The 21847-nt window shown below is 68.1% G+C and carries 21 protein-coding genes and 1 pseudogene; 7 read left to right on the forward strand and 15 right to left on the reverse strand.

Features of this window, described 5'->3' with window-relative positions:
* Positions 1-368: 368 nt before the first annotated feature.
* A complete protein-coding gene (locus ACIP5T_RS17280) occupies positions 369-1004 on the forward strand; it encodes a GntR family transcriptional regulator (protein ID WP_400866171.1) in 636 nt (211 codons plus the stop codon).
* Positions 1005-1023: 19 nt separating this feature from the next.
* Here ACIP5T_RS17280 and ACIP5T_RS17285 read toward each other — a convergent pair.
* From ACIP5T_RS17285 to ACIP5T_RS17310, 6 genes and pseudogenes are all read right to left on the reverse strand, one after another.
* Positions 1024-2030, reverse strand: a pseudogene (locus tag ACIP5T_RS17285) (alpha/beta hydrolase).
* 28 nt (positions 2031-2058) lie between these two features.
* Positions 2059-3102, reverse strand: coding sequence for a hypothetical protein (locus tag ACIP5T_RS17290; protein ID WP_400866174.1), 1044 nt, complete (start codon positions 3100-3102; stop codon positions 2059-2061).
* A gap of 62 nt (positions 3103-3164) precedes the next feature.
* Positions 3165-4559 (reverse strand): FAD-dependent oxidoreductase, encoded by a 1395-nt coding sequence (locus tag ACIP5T_RS17295; protein ID WP_400866177.1) that lies wholly within the window; start codon positions 4557-4559, stop codon positions 3165-3167.
* Positions 4560-4616: 57 nt separating this feature from the next.
* Positions 4617-5678 (reverse strand): polyprenyl synthetase family protein, encoded by a 1062-nt coding sequence (locus tag ACIP5T_RS17300; protein ID WP_400866180.1) that lies wholly within the window; start codon positions 5676-5678, stop codon positions 4617-4619.
* A gap of 45 nt (positions 5679-5723) precedes the next feature.
* Positions 5724-6443 (reverse strand): class I SAM-dependent methyltransferase, encoded by a 720-nt coding sequence (locus tag ACIP5T_RS17305; RefSeq protein ID WP_400866182.1) that lies wholly within the window; start codon positions 6441-6443, stop codon positions 5724-5726.
* Entirely contained in the window at positions 6440-7003 is a 564-nt protein-coding gene (locus ACIP5T_RS17310; RefSeq protein WP_400866185.1) for a hypothetical protein, read from the reverse strand. The genes ACIP5T_RS17305 and ACIP5T_RS17310 overlap by 4 nt, the downstream gene beginning before the upstream one ends.
* Before the next feature lie 61 nt (positions 7004-7064).
* Here ACIP5T_RS17310 and ACIP5T_RS17315 point away from each other — a divergent pair, with 61 nt between their 5' ends.
* Positions 7065-8342 carry an isochorismate synthase MenF gene (locus ACIP5T_RS17315; protein ID WP_400866188.1) on the forward strand — a complete coding sequence of 426 codons (1278 nt, stop codon included), beginning with the start codon at positions 7065-7067 and terminating at the stop codon, positions 8340-8342.
* Positions 8343-8360: 18 nt separating this feature from the next.
* Here the strand turns inward: ACIP5T_RS17315 and ACIP5T_RS17320 are convergent, their stop codons facing one another.
* From ACIP5T_RS17320 to ACIP5T_RS17330, 3 genes are read right to left on the reverse strand one after another with little or no spacing between them, the layout of a single operon-like run.
* The gene (locus ACIP5T_RS17320; protein WP_400866191.1) at positions 8361-9203 is read right to left on the reverse strand and encodes a polyphosphate kinase 2 family protein; all 843 of its coding nucleotides are present in this window, start codon (positions 9201-9203) and stop codon (positions 8361-8363) included.
* A gap of 43 nt (positions 9204-9246) precedes the next feature.
* Positions 9247-10911, reverse strand: coding sequence for a 2-succinyl-5-enolpyruvyl-6-hydroxy-3-cyclohexene-1-carboxylic-acid synthase (menD, locus tag ACIP5T_RS17325; RefSeq protein WP_400866194.1), 1665 nt, complete (start codon positions 10909-10911; stop codon positions 9247-9249).
* Positions 10908-11276: a PLDc N-terminal domain-containing protein gene (locus ACIP5T_RS17330; protein WP_400866197.1), complete on the reverse strand. Its 369-nt coding sequence runs from the start codon at positions 11274-11276 to the stop codon at positions 10908-10910. Before ACIP5T_RS17330 ends, menD begins: the two co-directional genes overlap by 4 nt.
* 100 nt (positions 11277-11376) lie before the next feature.
* On the opposite strand from ACIP5T_RS17330, the gene ACIP5T_RS17335 reads away from it, so the two are divergent.
* Positions 11377-11790: a hypothetical protein gene (locus ACIP5T_RS17335; RefSeq protein ID WP_400866200.1), complete on the forward strand. Its 414-nt coding sequence runs from the start codon at positions 11377-11379 to the stop codon at positions 11788-11790.
* Between the two features lie 84 nt (positions 11791-11874).
* Positions 11875-12528, forward strand: a complete 654-nt coding sequence (locus ACIP5T_RS17340; protein WP_400866202.1) for a DsbA family protein — start codon at positions 11875-11877, stop codon at positions 12526-12528.
* A 1-nt stretch (position 12529) separates the two neighbouring features.
* Here ACIP5T_RS17340 and ACIP5T_RS17345 read toward each other — a convergent pair whose 3' ends face one another.
* A complete protein-coding gene (locus ACIP5T_RS17345; RefSeq protein ID WP_400866205.1) occupies positions 12530-12931 on the reverse strand; it encodes a MerR family transcriptional regulator in 402 nt (133 codons plus the stop codon).
* Positions 12932-12980: 49 nt separating this feature from the next.
* On the opposite strand from ACIP5T_RS17345, the gene ACIP5T_RS17350 reads away from it, so the two are divergent.
* Positions 12981-13961: an oxidoreductase gene (locus ACIP5T_RS17350; RefSeq protein WP_400866208.1), complete on the forward strand. Its 981-nt coding sequence runs from the start codon at positions 12981-12983 to the stop codon at positions 13959-13961.
* A gap of 13 nt (positions 13962-13974) precedes the next feature.
* Here ACIP5T_RS17350 and ACIP5T_RS17355 read toward each other — a convergent pair whose 3' ends face one another.
* Positions 13975-15042, reverse strand: a complete 1068-nt coding sequence (locus tag ACIP5T_RS17355; protein WP_400866211.1) for a PQQ-dependent sugar dehydrogenase — start codon at positions 15040-15042, stop codon at positions 13975-13977.
* Between the two features lie 176 nt (positions 15043-15218).
* On the opposite strand from ACIP5T_RS17355, the gene ACIP5T_RS17360 reads away from it, so the two are divergent.
* Entirely contained in the window at positions 15219-17294 is a 2076-nt protein-coding gene (locus ACIP5T_RS17360) for a bifunctional lysylphosphatidylglycerol flippase/synthetase MprF (protein ID WP_400866213.1), read from the forward strand.
* Positions 17295-17303: 9 nt separating this feature from the next.
* Here ACIP5T_RS17360 and arfB read toward each other — a convergent pair whose 3' ends face one another.
* Together arfB and ACIP5T_RS17370 are read right to left on the reverse strand one after the other, a co-directional pair.
* A complete protein-coding gene (gene arfB, locus ACIP5T_RS17365; protein WP_400866216.1) occupies positions 17304-17744 on the reverse strand; it encodes an alternative ribosome rescue aminoacyl-tRNA hydrolase ArfB in 441 nt (146 codons plus the stop codon).
* Positions 17745-17791: 47 nt separating this feature from the next.
* Positions 17792-19090, reverse strand: a complete 1299-nt coding sequence (locus ACIP5T_RS17370) for an MFS transporter (RefSeq protein WP_400866219.1) — start codon at positions 19088-19090, stop codon at positions 17792-17794.
* Between the two features lie 70 nt (positions 19091-19160).
* Between ACIP5T_RS17370 and ACIP5T_RS17375 the strand changes: the two genes are divergently transcribed.
* Positions 19161-19781, forward strand: coding sequence for a TetR/AcrR family transcriptional regulator (locus ACIP5T_RS17375; protein WP_400866221.1), 621 nt, complete (start codon positions 19161-19163; stop codon positions 19779-19781).
* A gap of 114 nt (positions 19782-19895) precedes the next feature.
* On the opposite strand, the gene ACIP5T_RS17380 is transcribed toward ACIP5T_RS17375, so the two are convergent.
* Both ACIP5T_RS17380 and ACIP5T_RS17385 read right to left on the reverse strand, forming a co-directional pair.
* Positions 19896-21017: a type II toxin-antitoxin system death-on-curing family toxin gene (locus ACIP5T_RS17380; RefSeq protein WP_400866224.1), complete on the reverse strand. Its 1122-nt coding sequence runs from the start codon at positions 21015-21017 to the stop codon at positions 19896-19898.
* Between the two features lie 264 nt (positions 21018-21281).
* Positions 21282-21830, reverse strand: coding sequence for a cysteine hydrolase (locus ACIP5T_RS17385; RefSeq protein WP_400866227.1), 549 nt, complete (start codon positions 21828-21830; stop codon positions 21282-21284).
* Positions 21831-21847: the final 17 nt, after the last annotated feature.

Genomic DNA, 21847 nt, shown 5'->3' on the forward strand with positions numbered 1-21847 from the left:
GATATATGGGCCTGGGTGCCCGAGACTGGATGCAGTCGCGTCCCGAATGCGACAGACGATGCGGCGATGCATGACGCGCTGCCGAACCACGGTTCCGCGCTTCGCGGATCGCGGTTCCCGCCTTGTGGGGACTGGGCGCAGTTCAGCTCCGTGCACGCCATCGTCTGTGGCCGGCGGGTGTCCCAACACCCGCCGGCCACAGAAATCACCCGTACTCAATCCTGCGACGACGCGCCGAGGGCGAGCGCCGACGTGCTCGTCCGAAAACTCGTCTGTGGATTATTGGCATCGCGATCCACTTCGTGATGTAGTGGCCGTCCGGGCACATCATGGGGAGCCCGGATCTGGAAAGCAACTGGGGGCAGTCCATGAACAACAACAGCTCGATGACGAGTATTCGAGAAAGCAAGCAGCTCTTAGCGGAGGAGGTTTTTCAGCACATCGGCGCGCAGATCGTGGACGGTGTGCTGGAGCCGGGATATCGCATTCGCGATGTCGATGTCGCTGAAGAGCTGCATGTGTCGCGGACTCCGGTGCGAGAGGCGTTACAGCGCCTCGAGCGTCTGGGGCTCGTGACGATGTACCCGAGCAGATACACCGAGGTCACCGCGGTCACCGCGGAGACCGTCGAGCAGACGCTCGAGTTCGCGGGGTATCAGGCAGGGATGGCGGCACGAATGGGCGTCGCGCGGATGAGCCAGGAGGAACGCGAGACTCTCGCCGCACTCGTGGAAGAGATGTACACGGCGCTCGATGACGACGTGCACATCTCCAACACGCGGTGGGCGGTGTTCTCGTTTCTCAGCACGCGCAGTCGGAACGCACAGCATCAGGTGCTGATCAACGACGCGAGCATGGCGCTGTTCCGCAACCTCCGCGGCTGGAGCGTTCCCGAGAACGATCGGGAGCGCATGCTCCAGGTCTATCGGGACTTCCATGACGCGGTGCTTCGCGGCGATGCCGACGACGCCGAGCGCCAGGCACGCCTGATGCACTACGTCTGACCTCTGCGTCTGATCGACGTCAGCGCACGGCCGTCCAACCTCTGACCCACCGGTCGAGGCGACGATACGCTTCCTCTCTCGCCTCATGACGAGAGAGGAAGACGTCGTGCAGGGCGCCGTCGATGCGCTCGACGGTGACGGACGGACCGAGCTTCAGCGCCGCCCGCGCGATGTCGTCGACGACCAGGACCGAGTCTGCTCGGGTGAGGTCCTCGGACCATCGCGTGGGCGTCGCAGAGCGGCAGACAGCAGCACGCAGACGGCTGCGTCGATCGCCAGCCCCGCAGACACCCGGGCGTGCCCCGTGAGGATCGCGTGGAACCATCCTGCGTGCACGGCCATCGTCTGCGCGGGGCGCCAGATCGGGTTCACCTCGACGGGATCGTCTGGGTCGGCGACCTCATGCTGGGCGCGGGTGTAGAACCCGAGATCGACCTGCGGCGCGACCTCCCGGGGAGCCCACCGTGCCTGCAGCTCTGCGACGGGGGCGATCAGCGGTCGGGCTGAGGCGACCTGGAACTCCAGCCACGGACTGTTCAGGATCACCGCATCCGCCGTCTCGGGGTGCCGCGACGCCCACAGACTCAGGATGAGGCCTCCCGTGGAGTGCCCGAGAAGCACCAGACGGCGCGTGGACGCAGTGCCCTCGGGACCGCGGCCCATCGCGTGCAGCGCGGCGGAGATGTCCTCGTCGTATGCGACGAGATCCGTGATGTAGCCCGGCGTCTGACCGTCGCGCAGGCTGCGTCCGTATTTGCGCAGATCGAGGGCGAAGAAGCGCGCACCGCGTGCGGTCCAGAAGCGAGCGAGCCGCTTCTGGAAGAAGTAGTCCGACCACCCGTGCACGTAGAGCACATCGACATCGTCGAGCGGACGCCGGCGCCCGCTCACCCGATCCCACCAGGGCTGCTCCCGGGGCAGGGCTCTCACGAGCGTGGCGGCCAGGGGGCCCTCGTCGTCCTCGCCGAGTTCGAGCGTGAGCTGCTCGAACTCGTCGCCGAGAACGTCCGGTATCCACTCAGGCATGCCGCCAGGCTAGCCGACGGTGTGCGGGCTACTCGGGAGCGGTGTGTCCGACCGTGAGATTGCGCACGACGGTCTCCGCCACGGGAGCCGGGTCGGCGGCGCCGGATCCGTTGTCATAGGTCATGAACCGAATCCAGTCGAGTCCGACCCGCACGTCGAGGATGCCCTCACCGTGCTCGCCCGTGGACGCCCTGGCGTCATCGGCTCCCTCGACCTCGACGGGGTCGCCATCGAGCGTCTCGAACGCCCATGCTCCGGCGGGAAGCGTCGTGAGCATCAGATAGCTCGATCCTTCGTATTCGCTTCCGGCCGACTTGAAATAGCAGATGCGGGAGCCGTTGACGACCTCATACACCTCAGCAGGGATCCCCCAGCCGCCGAAATCCGTGAAGAGGGACGCGTCTGTCACTCCGAATGCCGCGTTCACCTGCTCGGGCGTGACGAAGCGCTCGCACGGAGCACCGACGATGTCGCTGTCGACGTACTCGACCTCGCGCGCGCTCGCCGCCGCCGCCGCGGCGACGCCCCGCAGCGCCTCTTCGATCGGCGCGCTGTCGTCAGCGGCGAGATCGGGGTCTACGACGGTGGCCGACAGCAGCACGTCTCCGTCAGGCAGCTCGAACGCGCAGCGTCCGCCCTCACAACTCGCCGTCTCGCCCCAGTAGCCCTGGCGCTCGGTCGCACCTGCGATCACAGCCTGCGCGTCGGGCACGATCGTGACCTCCCAATTGCGCTCCGCGTCGCCGGCAGAGCAGGCGATTCCGCCGGCTCGCTGGAACATGTGCTGCGCCGGACCGGGGAGCCAGCCCATCGCAGACACCACGGAGAGCATCGGCTCGACGGGCGTCGACGGCTCGCCGACGAGCTCCGCCATCGTCTCGGCGACATCGTCGCACGACACGGCGAACGCCGTCTCCGGCGCGACGATGGGCTCCGGAGTGGGCGTCGGCGTCTGAGACGAAGACTCAGACGGCGACGCCGACGGCTTCACCTCGGGTGTCGGTTCGCCCGTGCACCCGGAGAGCAGCAGCACGGCGGCGGTGCCGAGGACGATGAGAGAGCGCAGTCGCATCCGTTCAGCCTAGGGATGCCGCCCCTTCGACACATGAAGCGTCGACAACGATCCGGCGTCGGTCACTCTCCGCGAGAGACGCGCACCATCTCGTCGCGCGGCACGACCTTGACGCGGGCACGCTCCTGCGGCGCACCGAGGGCGACCTCGTGCTCGTCGAGTCGGTGCCAGCCTTCGAGGTCGGTCCACTTGACGCCGCGCTCCTGCAGCAGCGCCGGAATCGCCTCTTCGGAAGGGTCTTCCGGGTGCCACCACGAGCCCTGGTCGTTGATGATGTGCCGCACGGTCTCCATGGCATCCGACTTCGTGTGGCCGATCAGACCGACCGGTCCGCGCTTGATCCAGCCGGTCGCGTAGATGCCGGTCATCTGCTGGTTCGAATCCTTCGCGAGCACCTGGCCCTCGCGGTTGGGGATCACGCCGTGCTTCTTGTCGAACGGCACGCCGGGGAGCGGCGAGCCGAAGTATCCGATCGCACGGTAGAGCGCCTGCAGCGGAACCTCGCGCATCTCCCCCGTGCCCACTGCGCCACCCTGTCCGTCGGGCTTCGTGCGCTCGTAGACGAGAGCAGCGACACGGCCGGCGTCGTCCTTGCGGACCTCGACCGGGCGGGCCCAGAAATGCAGGTGCAGACGACGCGATGCGGTGCCGCCGACGGTGTTCGCATCTCCTCTGGCGTCATTGACTGACGGGCGCTTGCGCCACGACTGCAGGATGCGGTCGATGACCATGACCTGCTTGTTGCTGGCCACAGCGTCCTTCGACGCCTCGTCGTAGTCGAAGTCCTCGTCGTACACGACCATGTCGACGTCGCGCAGCTCGCCGAGCTCGCGCAGCTCGAGCGGGGTGAACTTGACCTGCGCCGGGCCGCGACGGCCGAAGACGTGGACGTCGGTGACCGCGCTCTCCTTGAGCCCCTCGTAGACGTTCTCGGGAACCTCGGTCACCAGCAGATCCTCTGCGTGCTTGGCCAGCATGCGGGCGACGTCGAGAGCGACGTTGCCGTTGCCCAGCACACCGACGGACGCTGCATCGAGCGGCCACTCCCGCGGCACGTCGGGGTGCCCGTCGAACCAGCTCACGTAGTCGGCCGCGCCATAGGCGCCGACCGCGTCGATGCCGGGGATGTCGAGGGTGGTGTCGCGGATCGCGCCGGTGGCGAAGATCACCGCGTTGTAGTGCTTCTTCAGATCGTCGAGGGTGATGTCCTCACCGAAGCGGACGTTGCCGAAGAGACGGATGTCACCGCGGTCGAGCACGTCGCGGAGTGCGTTGATGATGCCCTTGATGCGGGGGTGGTCGGGGGCGACGCCGTAGCGGACCAGGCCGTAGGGTGCCGGAAGCTGCTCGAAGAGATCGATGGAGACGTCGAACTTGCGCTCGGCCTTCAGCAGGATATCGGCGGCGTAGATGCCGGCGGGGCCCGCTCCGACGATGGCCAGTCTGAGCTTGGTCATAAGGGTCCTTTCGTATGCCGTCACGCCCGGCGCACGCGGCCGAGGGCCGCTACGCGGTCAGCTGGAGCGTTCGACGAGGGTCTCTGCGAAACGGGTGAGCGCATCGCGCACGGTGCCGCGCGGAAGCGCGGTCAGCGCGTCGATCGCATCCTGTGTCCAGGAATGCGCGAGCGCAAGGGTCTTCTGGGTTCCGACGTGGTCGCGGAGCTCGGTGAGCGGCCCGTCGAGGATCGCGGGATCCTCGCCTTCGGCGATGCGCGTCACTCCGTCGTCGATGCGGGCCGCGAGGTCGATCGAGGCGTCGTCGGACTCGGCCTTCAGCAGTAGGTACGGCATCGTCGGAACACCGGCGCGCAGGTCGGTGCCCGGCACCTTGCCCGTGTCCTCCGGCTTGGCCGACAGGTCGATCACGTCGTCGAGCAGCTGGAAGGCGACGCCGATCTTCTCGCCGTACACACGCAGCGGCTCTTCGTACTGAGAGGGCGCGTTGGAGAAGATCACACCGCCCTGCGTCGCCGCGGCGATCAGGGAACCGGTCTTGTCTGCGAGCACCTGGAGGTAGAACTCGATGGGGTCGTCGCCGGGCTGCGCACCGAGCGTCTCGTGCATCTGGCCGAGGACGAGCCGCTCGAACGTGTCGGCCTGCAGGCGGATGGCGCGCTCGCCCAGACGGGACATCAGCTGGCTGGCGCGCGAGAAGAGGATGTCGCCGGTGAGGATGGCGATGTTGTTGCCCCACACCGCGTGCGCTGCAGGGACCCCACGGCGGCGGTCGGCACCGTCCATGACGTCGTCATGGTAGAGCGAGCCGAGGTGGGTGATCTCCAACGCCTTCGCGACGTCGATCACCTGTTCGGTGTTGCCGTCGCCGAGCTGGGCCGCCAGCAGGGTGAGCACGGGGCGGATGCGCTTGCCCCCCGCCTCGTAGAGATAGCGGCTCGCGGCATCGGCCAGCGGATCGGCGACGCGCACGTCGTCGGCCAGACCGGTCTCGACGCGCTCGAGGCCGTCTTCGATCGCCTGAGCGATGCGTCGACCTGCGGTGCCGATGAAGACACGGTCGCTGAAACCGAGACGGCTCGCCAGTCGCGAACCCGGGGCTACGCGGCTCGAAGTCACGGTCTCAGCCTACCGTCGTCAGCCGTGGGGGTTCGCGCGTCGTACTCACGCGGCCTTGAACGCCCGGTGCAGTGCGACGATCCCGAACGAGAGGTTGCGGTACTCGACCTCGGTCCACCCGGCCTCGCGGATCCACGCGGCGAGCTTCTTCTGGTCGGGCCAGTCGCGGATCGACTCGTTCAGGTAGTCGTAGGCGTCGCCGTTGGTTCCGGCGATGCGAGCCACCCGCGGCAGCACCTGTGAGTTGTAGAAGCGGTAGCCGGCGCGGAACAGAGTGCCCGGCGGGGTCGAGAATTCGTTGATCACCAGGCGACCGCCCGGCTTCGTCACCCGGAGCAGCTCACGCAGCGCCTTCTGGGGATCGTTGACGTTGCGCAGGGCGTAGGACATGGTGACCGCGTCGAACTCGCCGTCTTCGAAGGGGAGGTCGGTGGCGTCCGCCTGCACGAACGAGAGATTGCGGATGCTGCCGTGGCGACGCTTGCCCTCTGCGAGCATTCCGGGCGAGAAGTCGGCAGCGACGACCTGCGCCCCGCTGCGGGCGAGGGACGCCGACGACGACGCGGTGCCTGCACCGAGGTCGAGGATCTTCTCCCCCGGCTTCGGAGCGACGGCCCTGGTCGTGGCTGCGCGCCAGAGCGCGTCGTTGCCGACCGTCATCGCCGTGTTCGTGCGGTCGTAGCCCGCGGCGACCTGGTCGAACATGCCGCTGACGCGGGCGGGGTCCTTGCCGAGATCGGCGCGGTTTGCTTCGTTCGAGGTCACGTGCCCAGTCTAGGCGCGAGGTGCAGCGCGTCGAGGCGATCGAGCCAGAGATCTGCTGTCTCATCGTCGAACGGAGCGGTCTGATCGCGCACGCGCTGCTCGAGGTCGAGCGCGAGGGCCTCGAGCCGGGTGATGACCTCGGCGGGGTATCCGTATCTCACACTGTGGTCGGCCCACTCGTCGCGGTCGTCGACCCAGATGCCACGCGGTCCTTCGACCCGTACGACGTCGAGATCCATGTCGATGCCGACCGCCAGCAGCGGGTCGTCGGACCAGCGCACATCCCAGCCGATGTCGATGTAGACCCGCATGCCCTTGGGGTGATCGCGGTTCACCGTCAGCGCGAAGTCGGGCCGACGTGGCACCAGGGTGACGTTGGGGGTCTCTGCGATGTAGGCAGCACCCGGTCGAGCGCTGGGCCAGCCGACCGGCTGGCCCAGCCAGTCGCCCCACTCGTCGGCGCCGAGATAGACGCACTCGTGCCGCCAATGCGGAGAGCCATCCCATTTGCGCCACTGGAAGATCATCTCTGTGCCGGGTGCGGGGCGGGCGTCGCTCATGCACTCAGCGTAAGCGGGGCCGCACACATCCCGTCGACGAGCGACGAACTAGGCTGGAGGGGTGAGCAGCAGGCTGGTCGTGGAGACCCGAGAGATCGATCCGGTCGAGGATCTCCTGGCCTACGCCGACCCGGCGCGTCCCCTCGCGTGGCTGCGTCGCGGTGACGGCATCGTCGCCGTGGGAGACGACGTCGTCGAGACGATCCGCATCCCCGCAGGCGCGGCGTCCATGCGTTCGGCCGCCATCGCCGCCGCCTGGCGAGACCTGGCGCAGGATGCCGAGATCGACGACGACCTCGGACTTCCCGGCTCGGGGCTCGTCGCCTTCGGTGCGCTGACCTTCGACGAGGACTCCGCCGCCGACAGCATCCTCGTGGTGCCGGCACTCGTGGTCGGCCGACACCACGGGCGCACGTGGCTCACCCGCATCCGCTCATCGTCGACATCGGCATCGACGGCGCACTCCGCTCTCGAACCGCAGCCCGAGGCGTCGACCATCGCCTACGGCCCGCATTGGGCGGGCACCGTGGGCCCCGGGGCGCAGAGCCCGCAGGGATATCAGGACTCCGTTCGTCAAGCGCTGGGCCGCATCGTGAACGGCGAGCTCAGCAAGGTCGTGCTCGCTCGCGACCTCACCGGCAGCGTTCCCGCCGGATCCGACCTGCGCCGTCTCGTGCGCGCGCTGTCGACCGGGTACCCCGACACCTGGGCCTTCGCGGTCGACGGGCTCATCGGCGCGAGCCCCGAGACGCTCGTCACCGTGCAGCAGCGCACCGTCACCGCCCGCGTGCTGGCCGGGACCATCGGCCGCGGAGCCGACGCGGATGCCGACACCGCGGCATCCGCCCATCTGGCCTCGAGCACGAAAGACCTCGACGAGCACGAGTACGCGGTGCAGAGCGTGCTCGCCTCGCTGCGCCCGCACACTCGCGTGCTGGCGGCGAGCGAGCAGCCGTTCCTGCTCAAGCTGCCGAATCTCTTCCACCTGGCGACCGACGTCGAGGGCGAGCTCGCCGACGGCGGGTCGTCGCTCGATCTCGTCGGCGCACTGCATCCGACGGCCGCAGTCGCAGGCACTCCGACGTCCGCCGCGATCGCGGCCATCCGCGAGCTCGAGCCTTTCGACCGAGGACGCTATGCCGGCCCGGTCGGATGGGTCGACGCGGCCGGCAACGGCGAATGGGCCATCGCGCTGCGGTGCGCGCAGTTCTCCCCCGCCGAGGCCGACATCACCGTCACCGCCTACGCGGGCGCGGGGATCGTCGCGGGCTCAGACCCCGAGTCGGAGCTGCTGGAGACCCGCGTCAAGTTCCGTCCGCTGGTCGACGCGCTCGCCTGAGCGACACCCCTCAGCCGCTCAGCTCGCGGCCAGGCGCTTCTTCTCGGCCTCCACGTCGAAGTCGGCCGCCGGCCACTGCGGATCGATCTGCTGCAGCGCGTCGAGCAGCAGCTCCTGCACGGCGAGGCGGGCGAACCACTTGTGGTCGGCCGGGATCACATGCCACGGGGCGTCCGCAGTCGAGGTGCGGTCGAACACCGTCTGATAGGCCGCCATGTAGTCGTCCCAGAGCAGACGCTCGTCGACATCGCCCGGGTTGTACTTCCAGTGCTTGTCGGCCCGTTCGAGCCGCTCCATCAGTCTCGACTTCTGCTCGTCGGGCGAGATGTGCAGCATCACCTTGATGATGCGGGTGCCGGACGCCGCGACCTCGGCCTCGAACTCGTTGATCGCGTCGTAGCGGCGTTCGATCTCCTCGGCCGGAGCCAGCGAGCGCACCCTGCCGATGAGCACATCCTCATAGTGCGAGCGGTCGAAGACGCCGATGAATCCGGGCTCCGGCAGCCGCTTGGCGACACGCCACAGGAAGTCGTGCTCGAGCTCCTCGTCGGTCGGCGCCTTGAACGCGGTGAGCGCGACACCCTGCGGGTCGACTCCGCCGACGACGTGCCGCACGATGCCTCCCTTGCCCGCAGAATCCATGGCCTGCAGGATCAGCAGCACCGAGTCCTTCGCGACGCCGACTCGACTCTCCGCGAACAGCCGCTCCTGCAGCTGATTGAGCTCGTCGAGACCGGCCGCGAGATCGCGCTTGCCGTCGGCCTTCCCGCCGCTGTACCCGGGAGTGCTCTGCGGATCGACGTCGGCGAGACGGAATCCGTCGCCGGCCTGGAGGGTCTTGGCCCACTCGTGCGCTGTCATGCGATCATCCTGCCACTGCGGACGCCCGCTGCGGCGAACGAGATCAGCGCGCGAGCGGCACTTCGATCAGCTGACGACCGCCCGCCGGAGCGGTGAGCGCCTGATCGAGCGCGGTGCGGGTCGTGACCCGCTGATACTCCCACCCGTAGGCGAGCGCCAGCTGCTCGAGACGCACCGTGTGCGGGGTGTAGAACGCCCTGTCGAGATCGGCGCGAGCCGCCGTTCCCGCGACCTCGAGGCCGTCGAAGATCGTGCCGCCGCCGTCGTTGCCGACGATGACCTGGATGCGGGGTTCGTGCTCGTCCGGCGGCAGAAGCAGCGCTCCGACGTCGTGCAGGAAGGCCAGGTCGCCGAGCAGCACACGTGTGACCCCCGGAGCTCCCGCGGCCTGACTCGCGAGCGCGATGCCGGTGGCGGTCGCGATCGTGCCGTCGATCCCCGCGAGTCCGCGGTTGGCGTGCACGGGGACCTTCTTGCCGCCGAGCACCGCGTCGGCCACTCGAACGAGGCGCGACGACCCGAAGACGAGCCGGTCGTGCGGCCAGGTCGCCCGCCAGACGGCGTCGGCGAGGAGTGCGCGATCGAGCGGGCGGCGCACGGCTGCCAGCTCGGCCTTCACCGCATCGCGTCGCGCGGACGGGTCGGCGGAGGTGAGCCCGTCCTGATCGGGAGCGCGCTCGCTGAGGTCGACGGCGTGGGCGGTGGATGCCGTGAGCCAGGCTCCGAGCCACTCGCGGTCGGCGGGGCCGGCGGCGACCGCGACGGATGCCGCGGGCCTGGTGCGCCCGTTGAGGTCGAGGTCCTCGCCACCGCGGCGGACGGCGATCACCTCGACGTCGGCACGCGACAGCAGACGCGCGACCTCGCGGCTGAGCGTCGGATGCCCGAGCACGACGGCGCGCTCGATGCGGCCACCCAGACCGTCGTCGCTCAACAGCGCGCGATAGCCGTGCACGACCTGGCGTCCGAAACGCGCACCGCTGACGATCTCGGCGATCAGCGGCCAGGATCCGGCGTGCGCGACCTCTTCGGCATCCGGACCGGCATCGGCGCCCGCGATGACGACGGTGCGCGGTCCGCGCTCGAGCACGAGCACGTCTGCGGCGACCGGTCGCGGAGCCTCGCCCGGTGCGATGTCGACGGCCGGCACATCGCCTGACAGCGGCTCTCGCGACGGCAGATTGAGGTGCACGGGGCCGGAGACCCCGGGGAGGCCGTGCGCGGCATCCGCTCCCATCGCGGCGGCGATCGCTCGCACCGCGAGCCCTGACCAGTCGCCGTCGCCCGGAACAGGTGCGTCGATCTGCTCGCGCACCCACGAGGCGAACATGCCCGGTTGGATCGTCGCCTGGTTGGCTCCGATTCCCCGGAGCTCGGGCGGGCGGTCCGCGGTCAGCAGCAGGAGCGGCACTCCGGAATGGAAGGCCTCCATCGCCGCGGGAAGGAGGTTGGCGGCGGCGGTTCCCGAGGTGCAGACGACCGCTGCAGGGACGCCGGTCTCACGAGAGAGGCCCAGCGCCGTGAACCCCGCGACGCGCTCGTCGATGCGCACGTGCAGGCGCAGGTGCCCCTGGTTCGCGGCGTGCACTGCGGCGAGCGCGAGCGCCTGAGACCGAGAACCCGGCGAGAGCACGAGATCGCGCACGCCGTGACCGATGAGGTCGGCGATCAGGGATGCCGCGGCATCCGTCGCCGGCGATGCGGTCACGGGCGAGTGTCCGGTGCCGTGCCGTCCGCTGCGGTGCCGTCGTCGGTCTCGTCCTCGAGACGGGCGAGCTCCTCTTCGAGGCGGCGGATGCGGGCATCCTGCTCGCTCTTGCTGATGCTGCGGAGGAACTGCGGGTCATCGTCGGGCGCGAGGATCGTGATCGCTCCGCCGTTGTCGTTCGCGCGGCGACGGCCGAGCGTGAACCAGAGGATCCCGCCGATGACCGGGATGAAGACGACGATGGCGATCCAGGCGGCTTTGGGCACGCCCCGGTGCCGCGTCGGCGGCTGCACTGCGCAGTCGACGATGCTGTACACCCAGAAGATGGCGGCCAGGAAGCCGCCCACGATCAACAGTCTCGCCACCCCTTCAGTGTAGGCGCGTCGGGGAGCGGCGGCTCGGCCGGGGCCCGAGGACGGGCTCGATCGGCTCGCACCGATGCCGGATTGTTAGACTGCGCGCACCATGCATGCCCCGTCGACGCGACCGCGACACCAGGGCGTCGAGCGGATGCTGATCCTCCGGGTCGGTCTGGCTCTCGGCCTCGCCCTGCTGCTCGTGATCGGCGCGTGGTCGACGTCGCACGGCAAGGCGGATGCGCACACCGCGCTGTGCCTCGCGCCGGGTGCGAGCGTCTCGTCGGTCTCGGGACACCACGATGACACGAGCGTGGTCGAGACCGCGCCGTCGGATGCCGCGGTCGTCGTCATCGCGGCGCTCTGCTGCGTCGTGCTGGTGCTGCTGTCGTCGAGGTCCGCCAGGGGCGTGGCCTCGGTCAGCCGCGCAGTCGCGGTGCGCGCCTCTGCGCCCAGCCGCGCGGGCCCGCGACGCCACGTGCCCGCACTGACGCTCACTCAGCTCTCGCTCTCCCGCATCTGAATCAGGCACGCCGTTCGCCGGCGACCCCGGCCGCGCTCGTCGCGGCTCACTCACCCTGCCTGATCCGAACCGTTGGAGAACCCTATGAAGACCCCTGTCAAGGTGGCCCTGATCACCATCGCCGCAGCGATCGTCCTCGTGATCGTCGGCATCGTCTATGCGATGTCGCAGCGAGCCGCCGACCCGACGCCGCCCGAAGGCGAGAAGCGGCAGACCGTCCGCACCGACTCGCACGTGCTCGACGACGGAGGGCCCGATGCCGTCACTGTCGTCGAGTTCCTCGACTTCGAGTGCGAGGCGTGTGGCGCCTTCTATCCGATCGTCGAAGACCTGCGCGAGCAGTATTCCGGCGAGATCACCTATGTGGTCCGCTACTTCCCGTTGCCGGGGCACATCAATTCGACACAGGCTGCTCTCGCGGCAGAGGCGGCGGCGGAGCAGGACCGGTTCGAGGACATGTACCACCGGCTGTTCGAGACGCAGGCCCAGTGGGGCGAGCAGTCGGAGGAGACCCCGGAGGTGTTCCGGGCGCTCGCCGTCGAGCTCGGACTCGACATGGCCGCCTACGACGCCGCAGTCGCCGACCCGGAGACGCTCGAACGCGTGCAGGCCGACAAGAGCGACGGCGAGCAGCTCGGAGTGCGCAGCACGCCCAGCTTCTTCATCGACGGCGAGCCCGTGGTGCTGGAGACGTGGGACGACCTCGAGACGGCGATCGAGAAGGCCCTGAACGGCTGAGTCAGAGGAGCCCTCGTGCGACGAGCGCCTCCTGATAGCCCCTGGCTTTATCGCTGATCACCTGTCGACAGGCGATCAGCGATTCGATCTGCGCATCGAGCGAGCGCTCGTGGGCACGCAGCAGGGCGAGTCGCTCGGCCTCATTGCCGCTGCCGGCGCGCACGAGGGCGGCATACTCGCGCAGGAGCGCGATCGGCGCCCCGGACTCGCGGAGCCGCCCCAGCAGAGCGAGCCACGCGAGCGAATCGTGGGCGTACACCCGCCGTCCGCCGGAGGTGCGCGGAACGTCGCGTGGGAACAGTCCCTCGGCTTCGTACCAGCGCAGGGTGTGCACGCTCACGCCCGCCAGGCGCGCGAGCTCGCCGATGCTGAACGTGCGCGTCGTGTCGACCACATCAACCACGAGGACTCCTCCTTGACTTCGAGTGCACTCTAGATCGTACGGTCGAATCATGACAGCTCCTCTCGACATGATCGCCCGCCAGCAGCCGCTCTCGTCGGAGTTCGGCTACCGCTCGACCGCGGCCGAGGTGATCGCCGACACGGACCTCGCCGGCCGGACCGCGATCGTCACCGGCGGGTACTCCGGACTCGGACTCGAGACGGTGCGCGCGCTCGCGGATGCCGGTGTGCGCGTGATCGTTCCTGCACGGCGTGTGGACGCGGCGCAGAAGGCGCTCGACGGGATCGCGGAGGCGGAGGTGCGGGGCGCCGATCTCAGCGACCTCGAGTCCGTGGCGGCCTTCACGCAGTCCGTGCGCCGCGACGGTCAGCCGATCGACCTCGTGCTGAACGTCGCCGGCATCATGGCCACCCCGTTCGGTCACACGGCGCAGGGCTTCGAGTCGCAGTTCGGCACCAACCACCTGGGTCATTTCGCGCTGGTCGGCGGGGTGGCCGATCTCCTGTCGGACCGCGCGCGCGTCGTCTCGTACTCATCCGGAGGTCACTTCCGCTCCCCCGTGCGATTCGACGACATCGACTTCGAGACGACGCCCTATGACCCGTGGGTCGCGTACGGGCAGTCGAAGACGGCGAACGCGCTGTTCGCGGTGGGCCTGGCACGACGCGGCGCCGAGCGCGGCATCCTCGCCTTCTCTGTGCACCCCGGCGGGATCATGACCGAGCTGCAGCGGCACGTTCCCCGCGAGGAGCTGCTCTCCCGCGGCTGGATCGACGAGGACGGCACCCCGAACCCGCGTTTCAAGACCCCCGCCGAGGGCGCGTCCACCGGCCTCTGGGCCGCGACGGCCACGGAGCTGGCCGAGCGCAGCGGCGCGTACTGCGAGGACTGCTCGATCAAGGGGATCGTGGCCCCCGATCACAGTGACATGACCACCGGCGGGGTGAAGGAATGGGCGATCGATCCCGAGGCAGCCGAGCGGCTGTGGGCCCTCTCGGTGAGCAGGACGGGCGTGGACGCCTTCGCCTGAGCGATGTCTGAGATCAACCGCGATCGAGACGCAGGATGCGGTCGTCGCCGTCGGAGGGGGTGCCGCGACCGTCGGTGTTGTTCGTGAGAACCCAGACCTCTTCACCCGGCCCGACCACGACATCGCGCAGGCGGCCGAGCTCGCCCGTGAACCGCTCGGTGCTGGACGACAGGTCGTCGAGTGGCACTGATCGCAGACGCTCGCCCCGCAGGTTCGCGATCAGGATGGCGGATGCCGTGACGGCGATCCCGCTCGGGCTCGCCTGGTCGGGCCGCCACTGCTGCACCGGGTCGATGTAGCCGGCATCGTCGGCGATCCCTTCGGCCTCGGGCCAGCCGTAATTGCCGCCAGCCTCGATCACGTTGAGCTCGTCCCACGTGTCCTGCCCGAACTCGCTCGCGTACATCGTGCCTGCGGCATCCCAGGCGATGCCCTGCGGGTTGCGGTGCCCGTAGCTGTAGACGGGCGATTCGTCGAACGGATTGTCGGCCGGCACATCGCCGTCGGGCGTGAGGCGCAGGATCTTGCCCGACAGCGCCTCGAGGTCCTGAGCACTGTCGCGGTCGCCTGCATCGCCCGTCGTGACGTACAGCATCCCGTCCGGGCCGAATGCGATGCGCCCGCCGTTGTGATTGCCTGCGGCCGGAATGCCGTCGAGCACGGTGGTCGCGGGGCCGAGCGACAGCGCACCGGCATCCCCGGCGATCGTCCGCCGCTCGACGCGGTTCTCCCCCTGCGCGGTGAAGTACGTGAACAGCTCCCCGTCGTGCACCGCGAGACCGAGCAGGCCACCCTCGCCACCGGGTGAGACGCCGTCGATCACCCCGACCTCGTGCACCTCGCCGTCATCGGCGACCTCGAGTACGCGCGCGCTGTCGCGTTCGCTCACCAGGGCCACATCGTCATGGAAGGCGATGGACCACGGGGCGTCGAGATCCTCGACGACGGAGTGCGCGCCCAACACCGGCATCGAGGTCGGCTGCGACGTGCAGGCCGCGAGCAGAGCGACGGATGCCGCGGCCAGCACCATCGATGCGCGCCGTCGTGCACTCGAAGAACGGATGGATCGATGCGCGGGCATGACTCCATTCAAAGTGATGTCCGGTCGAACCGCCACCGTCGCCCTCGGGTCGCACTCCGTGCCGCCGGAACCGCGCGCGGACGGCAGGAAGCGCGACCGGAAGGTCAGCAGACGGCACGAACTGCGACAGGAACGTTTCGCTCCGGAAGGAGCGACTCCCTCGCTACGCTGAGCGCATGACCGAGGCGCGAACCCCCACATCGCATCCTGTTCTCGCCGTCGTCCGGCGAATCCCCGCGACGCTCACGATGATCGCGGTGATACTCGTCGTCGGAGTGGTCTGGCAAGGACTGTGGCGTCCGTTCGAAGACACCCCGCTCTTCGCGACCGTGGCCTACGGGCTGCCGAACTTCCTCGACGGCAAGTGGTGGACGCCCCTCACCGGTACCTTCTTCGTCAACGCCCCCTGGGTCTACCTCTTCACGATCTCGGGTTTCTGGGGCATGGCCTACCTCGAGTTCCGTCGGGGATCCCGAGTCGCCCTCGCCTACTACTGGGTGGGCCAGCTCTTCGCGATGTTCGCGACCGCTCTGGTGCTGGCCTTCGCCTCGCAGCTGCCGTGGGCGTGGGCCGAGGCACAGGCCCAGGCACTCGATGTCGGAGCCTCAGGCGGCACCATGGCCTGCATCGCCGCCGCCGTCGGGCTGTTCCGCCCGCCTTGGCGGGTGCGCGGCTGGCTCATACTGCTCGGGTTCGTATTCATCGCGATGCTGTTCTGGGGTGCGGTCGCGGATCTCGAGCACCTGCTCGCGGTGCTGCTGATCCTGTTCGCCGACCGCACTCTGCGCGTGCAGCGGACCACGGTGCGCGAGCAGCGCCTCATCGCGGTGATCGCACTGCTCGTGCTGGGCGCGGTCGAGATCATCACGACTCTGGTGGCGACCGATGGCCCGTTCGGTCCGACGGAACCCGCATCGGGCGGATTCATCGGCCTCGCTTTCGATCTCGTGGTGATCGTCGTGCTCGTGAACGGGCTGCTGCGCGGCCGCCGCTGGTCGTGGGTGCTCGTGATCCTGCTCGGACTCTTCAACATCCTGACGGCGGCGCTCGTGCTCATCCTGATCACGGTGTTCTCGCAGGCCCAGGTCGATTTCCGTTGGGACGGCGAGACAGAGCTCGACCTCGCCAACGGCTTCCTCTGGCTGATCCTGCTCGTCTACCTGGTCGCCGTGCGTCGGGCGTTCCGGGCTAAGCGCAAGTCGCTCCTCGGCATCGAGCCCGCCCCGACCGTCGACGACGTGAAGACCGAGCTGCGCGCCCACGGCGGGGGCACGCTGTCGTGGATGACGACCTGGGAGGGCAACAGCTACGCGCGCAGCGCCGCCGGGATCGTGGCGTATCAGCGGCGGAGCGGAGTCGCGCTCGCACTGGCCGACCCGATCGGACCGTCGGCGTCTCGTGCGGAGGCCGTGGCGGATTTCATCCGCACCGCCGAGAACGCAGGACTCGTGCCGTGCTTCTTCAGCGCTGACGACGCCACCCGCCAGGCCGTGCCGCCCACTTGGCGCAGCATCGTGGTCGCTGACGACACGATCGTCGATCTGCCCGGCCTGGAGTTCACCGGCAAGCGGTGGAACTCGGTGCGCAGCTCGCTCAATCGGGCGGGGAGGGAGGACATGACCTTCCGACTGACCCGTCTGGCCGACGAGTCGTGGGGCGTGCGACAGCAGCTGCGGGCGATCTCGGAGGCGTGGGTCGGCGACAAGGATCTTCCCGAGATGCGGTTCACGCTCGGCACGCTCGACGAGGCGGAGGATCGGGAGGTGCGACTCGCCCTGGCGATCGCCCCGAACGGCGACGTCGACGGATTCCTGTCGTGGCTGCCGGTCTATGCCGAAGGCGGCACGGTTCGCGGCTGGACGCTCGACCTCATGCGGCGGCGGGAGGGCGGCTTCGCCCCGGTGATGGAGTATCTGATCGGATCATCCGCGCGGCAGTTCTCGGAGGAGGGTGCGGAGATCATGTCGCTCTCGGGCGCTCCCCTCGCCCACGACTACCCGCCGGACGCCGGGATGATCGCCGCGCTGAGCGATCGACTCGCCGAGGCGCTCGAGCCCGTCTACGGCTTCGGATCCCTGCACCGGTTCAAGCAGAAGTTCCACCCGCGCTACGAGACGATGTACCTGCTGTTCCGCGACGAGGCCGACCTCGCAGCGATCGGCACGGCTCTCACCCGGGCATTCCTGCCGGATGCGACTCTGCGGCAATTCGCGGGTGCCGGTCTCGAACTGGTCCGAGGCAGCAAGGACTGATTCCTTTCGTCAGCCGTCGCGGGGCGGCTTGCGCAGCCTCTTGACGTCGGTGCGCTGCTTCTTCGCGGTCAGCCGTCGCTCTTTCGAGCCGCGGCTCGGCTTGGTCGCCCGCCGCTGGGGAGCCGGCGGGCGCAGAGCGTCGGAGACCAGGGCCACGAGTCGTTCGCGTGCGGCGTCGCGGTTGCGCAGCTGGGCGCGGTGCTCGGAGGCGGCGATCGTCAGCACTCCGTTCACCAGCCGACCGCTCAGCCGGTCGAGGAGACGCTCACGCTGATGCGGAGTGAGCGACGCGCTCGCGCCGGCATCCCAGACCAGCTCGACTCGGGAATCCGCGGTGTTCACACCCTGACCGCCCGGCCCTGACGAGCGCGAGAAGCGCCATGACAGCTCGGCCTCGGGGATCGTGAGACCCGCCGAGACCCGCAGACCGGGGCGATGAGGGGTGGGCATGCATCCATCATCCCCCCGGCGCGGGGTGCGCGCGTCAGTCGACTGCGTCAGCCGAGTGCGTCGGCCGCCTCGAGGGGGATGCCGTTCGCGGTGCCCTCGGAATGCGGCACGGCATCCGTCTTCGCGGTGTTCGCGATGTGCGCGCGGGCGACCACGATCGCGGCGACGACCATCAGCGCGACCCCCAGCCAATACGGCGCCGCGTGGCTGACGGTGACGTACAGCGCACCGGCGATCAGCGGTGCGGCGGTGTTCATCGCGGCATTGAGCGACTGGGTCGCTCCTCCGAGCCAGCCTTGCTCGTCGTCACCGACCGCGTTCGACATGGCACCGTCCAACGCGGCCGTCGACGCTCCCTGGCCTGCGGCGAGCATCAGCGCACCGACGATGAACACCCACGGCTGGGCGAAGACCGAGGCCACGACCGCGAGACCGGCGAGTCCGATCGTCTGCGCCACGATGCCGCTGATGATCACACCGCGCTCGCCGATGCGAGGCAGCAGGATGCCGAGCAGCACGCCCTGGATGAGGATGTCGATGATGCCGACACCCGCCGTGAGGAGACCGATCTGGGTCGGCCCCCAGCTGATCGAATCGAGCGCCAGCACGCTGAAGTTGTTGACGAAGAAGCCGAACGGAAGCGCGAGGAGGCCGAATCCGATCATGAGGCCCCGCAGCTCCTTGCGCCCGAAGGCCTCCTTGAAGACGCCGAACGGCTGGATCTCGCGGATCGAGATGCGCTCGATGCGGTTCTCGGGCTTGAGGCTCTCGGGGAGCAGGAAGATGCTGAGGATCGCGATGACGAGCCCGACTGCCGCGGTGAGGAAGACCGGGAGCTGCAGGCTCACGGCGGCGAGGAGGCCGCCGATCGCCGGGCCGATCATCATGCCAATACCCGACAGGGCGCCGAGCAGTCCGAACCGCTGCGCGCGTTTCTCAGGAGGGGTGATGTCGGCGAGATAGGCGAAGAGTGCGGGGATGTCGCCGGCGGTGAGGCCTTGGATGACACGGGCGAGGACGAGCACCCAGATCGCTCCGCCGATGCCGAACAGGGTCATCGCGAACGCCGCACCGAACGCAGCGCCGATGATGACGGGCCGGCGGCCGAAGCGGTCGGAGAGACGACCGAGGAAGGGGGCGACCAGGAAGGCGCACAGGCCGTTGATCGCTTCGAGTACGCCGACCCAGATCGCGAGATCGCCTTCGTGCGACACATACTGCAGCACGACGAAGGGCAGGACGGGGAGGACGACGGTCATGCCGATGACGGTGAGCATCGTCAGCACGATGAGCATGATCCAGGCGCGCTTTTCGCTGCGCGCGGGCGGGTTCGTTAGTGAAGTCACTCCGAAACTGTATCAATACCAGTTTTGTTGTCAAGCCAGTTCTGAACCGAGTTCGCGATATCGTGGAGGCATGACGAATTCTGAGCCGCTCGGCCGCCGTGAACGCAAGAAGGCGGCGACACGCAAGAACATCTCCGACGTGGCGACGATGATGTTTCTCGAGCGCGGCTTCGACAACGTCAGCATCCGCGAGGTCGCGGACGCCGCCGACGTCTCCCCCACAACCGTGTTCGCGCACTTCCCCCAGAAGGAGGCGCTCGTGTTCGACGAGGACGACGAGCAGCGCGACCGACTCGTCTCCGCCGTCCGCGACCGCGCCGAGGGCGTCACGATCAATCGGGCGATCCGCGACTTCTACACCGCAGAGGTCGGCGCCAACATCGATGAGCACGGCAACGACGTCACGCGGATCTTCCTCACGTTCCTCAACGAGACGCCGGCACTGAGCGAGTACGCCGCGAAGATGTGGCTGCGGCACGAGGACGCCCTGGCGGATGCTATCGCCGAAGAGCTCGAGCTCCCCGAGCCGACGGCGGAGATCCGCGTGTACTCGCGTTTCGTCCTGCAGATGCAGCTGCTCGTCAACGAGCACGAGGACCAGCTCGGGATCCTCGACGCGGGGTTCTCGGTTCTCGAGAACGGATGGGCCCCGGTCGAAGCTGCCCTCACGGAGCCGCACCCACGGGATTAATCCGAGCGCCTCGGCAAGCTCAACTCCCGCGCGCCGCGTCAGAAGGTTGGACGGCGGGCTAGACAGGCTTTCGACCCCGCCTGTCCGAACAGACCGACGCCTTCGGAGTCGTGGCTACTGGAAGAAGTTCGCGATTGATCGGACAGTCTCGCCGGGAACCGACGCGCCGAGCGGCCAACTGCCATCGCCTAGGCGCGGCCACACCTTGAGGCGCGTGGAATGCGGTATCAACTGCTGAATTTGTCGTGTCAAAAAGCGTGTACCACTGGGATCATCTACCACGATGAACGCGACTAGCCCTAGCCTACAAACGAAACAGCCATCTTTCACGTCCGCCGGATCGTCGGAACTATGCCAATAGAGGTTCCACTCGTGATTGACTGCAGCCTCCGTTCCGACGATCCAGAATAAAGCCGACGAAGCCACAGCACCGCTGCCGTCAAGCAAAACTCTGGCCCTGTCCCTTAGCCACCCCCGGCCCATTCCCGGCATCAAGACTCCCGCCAGCAGCATGATCCGCAACATCCAATCAGATGTATACCGAACAAAAGAGGGATCTACCGGAATAACCTCCTGCGAGCTCATACGAATCGCGTTCGTAAACCCGCGTCCCGCCTCGGCAATCCAACCATCCCTACAGACTCTGCAAACACCAGGCACGAGGTCCCGCTCAGCGTCGAAGGTTGTCACGGCGAAGTCATCAGTTACAGATGTTGCATGACTCGATTCGAGTGTGACCAGAGCTTCCGGGGGACGTCGCATCGTTCGGCGGAGATAATTGCGATTGAAGAGCTCGGCGCCAATCAGATCTCCATCCACGTCGCAGAAAACGCATCTACCTCGGTCCGAGAGTTCAGCGATCAACGGCGAAGCCAGTTGGAAAAGCCACTCTGCGATTGCCTCTGCGCCTACTTCTCCGGCAGCGATCGCATTAATCACGCGCTCCGCTTCGACATCCTCATGGCGTCCTAGAACTTCTCCGTTGGATTCAAGAAAAATCTTAGTTAGCAGCCACGCCGTCCGCTTGTTGCCGTTGGCGAAGCCTTGAGTGGTGCACAGCGCGTGTAGAAGAACAGCAGCCTGATCCCACAGGGTTCCAACGAGAATCTCACCGCCCCAAGTCGCGCTTGGCCGCCCTAATGCTCCACGGATCGTAGCTTTGTCACGGACTCCCCCGTCATCCAGCTTCCCGTTCACTGCCGCTGCGGTTTCGAAGCTGATCTGCCTAAATGACATCAGGCGAGCCGTCTGAGAAGCTCAGCGTCCTCCACTAGTAGACGCTCGGCGATCCTCATGGCTTCTTCGAGCGGGACGAAGCTAACCGATGCCTCCAGCTCGCTGGGACTCGCCTCCGAGCCCACCGCACCCTCACCTAACATCCGCTCCATCCGTTGAACAATACCCGTTCGTGCCGCACGCCGGTAGTCGTTCCAGGTGACTATGTGGGGCTGCTCAGTCTGACGGATTTCGCGACCCGTCGGGCGAATCGGACTCGCGAGGTCAGAGCGCGGCGAGAACCTCCGCCGTCGTCCGCACCCGTCCGAGCACCTGGAACACCCGGGTCAGCGAGCGCTCGTGACCGGACGGGTCGGGGTCGGAGACGGCATCGGACACGACCACCACGGAGAGCCCCAGATCGGCGGCGGCACGTGCGGTCGACTCGACTCCGAAGGTCGTCGCGAGACCCGCGACCACGACGTCGGTGATCTGCCTCGCGGTCAGCTCTTCGAGCAGCGAGGTGCCCGCGAACGCGCTCCACCCGGCGCGCGGATGCACGGATTCGTCCTCGCGATTCGCGATGCCGGGAGCGAGCTCAGCGAAGCCCTCGGGCCAGACGCGTCCGCCGGGTCCGTACTCGGTAGCACCGGCCGCGGTCCCGGTCGAGACCACGAAGGCGACCAGGCGGTCGGAGTCGCGAAAGGCCTCGACCAGGCTGCCCACGTGCGACACGAGGTCTTCGGCGCTCACTGCTCTCGCGTTCGGAAGGGTTCCCGCCTGCACGTCGACGACGACGAGCGCCGTCGTCGACGGGAGTTCGATTTTCGGCATCCGTTCTTCTCCCCCTG

Source organism: Microbacterium sp. NPDC088619, from assembly GCF_044752825.1.
Taxonomy (GTDB): Bacteria; Actinomycetota; Actinomycetes; order Actinomycetales; family Microbacteriaceae; genus Microbacterium.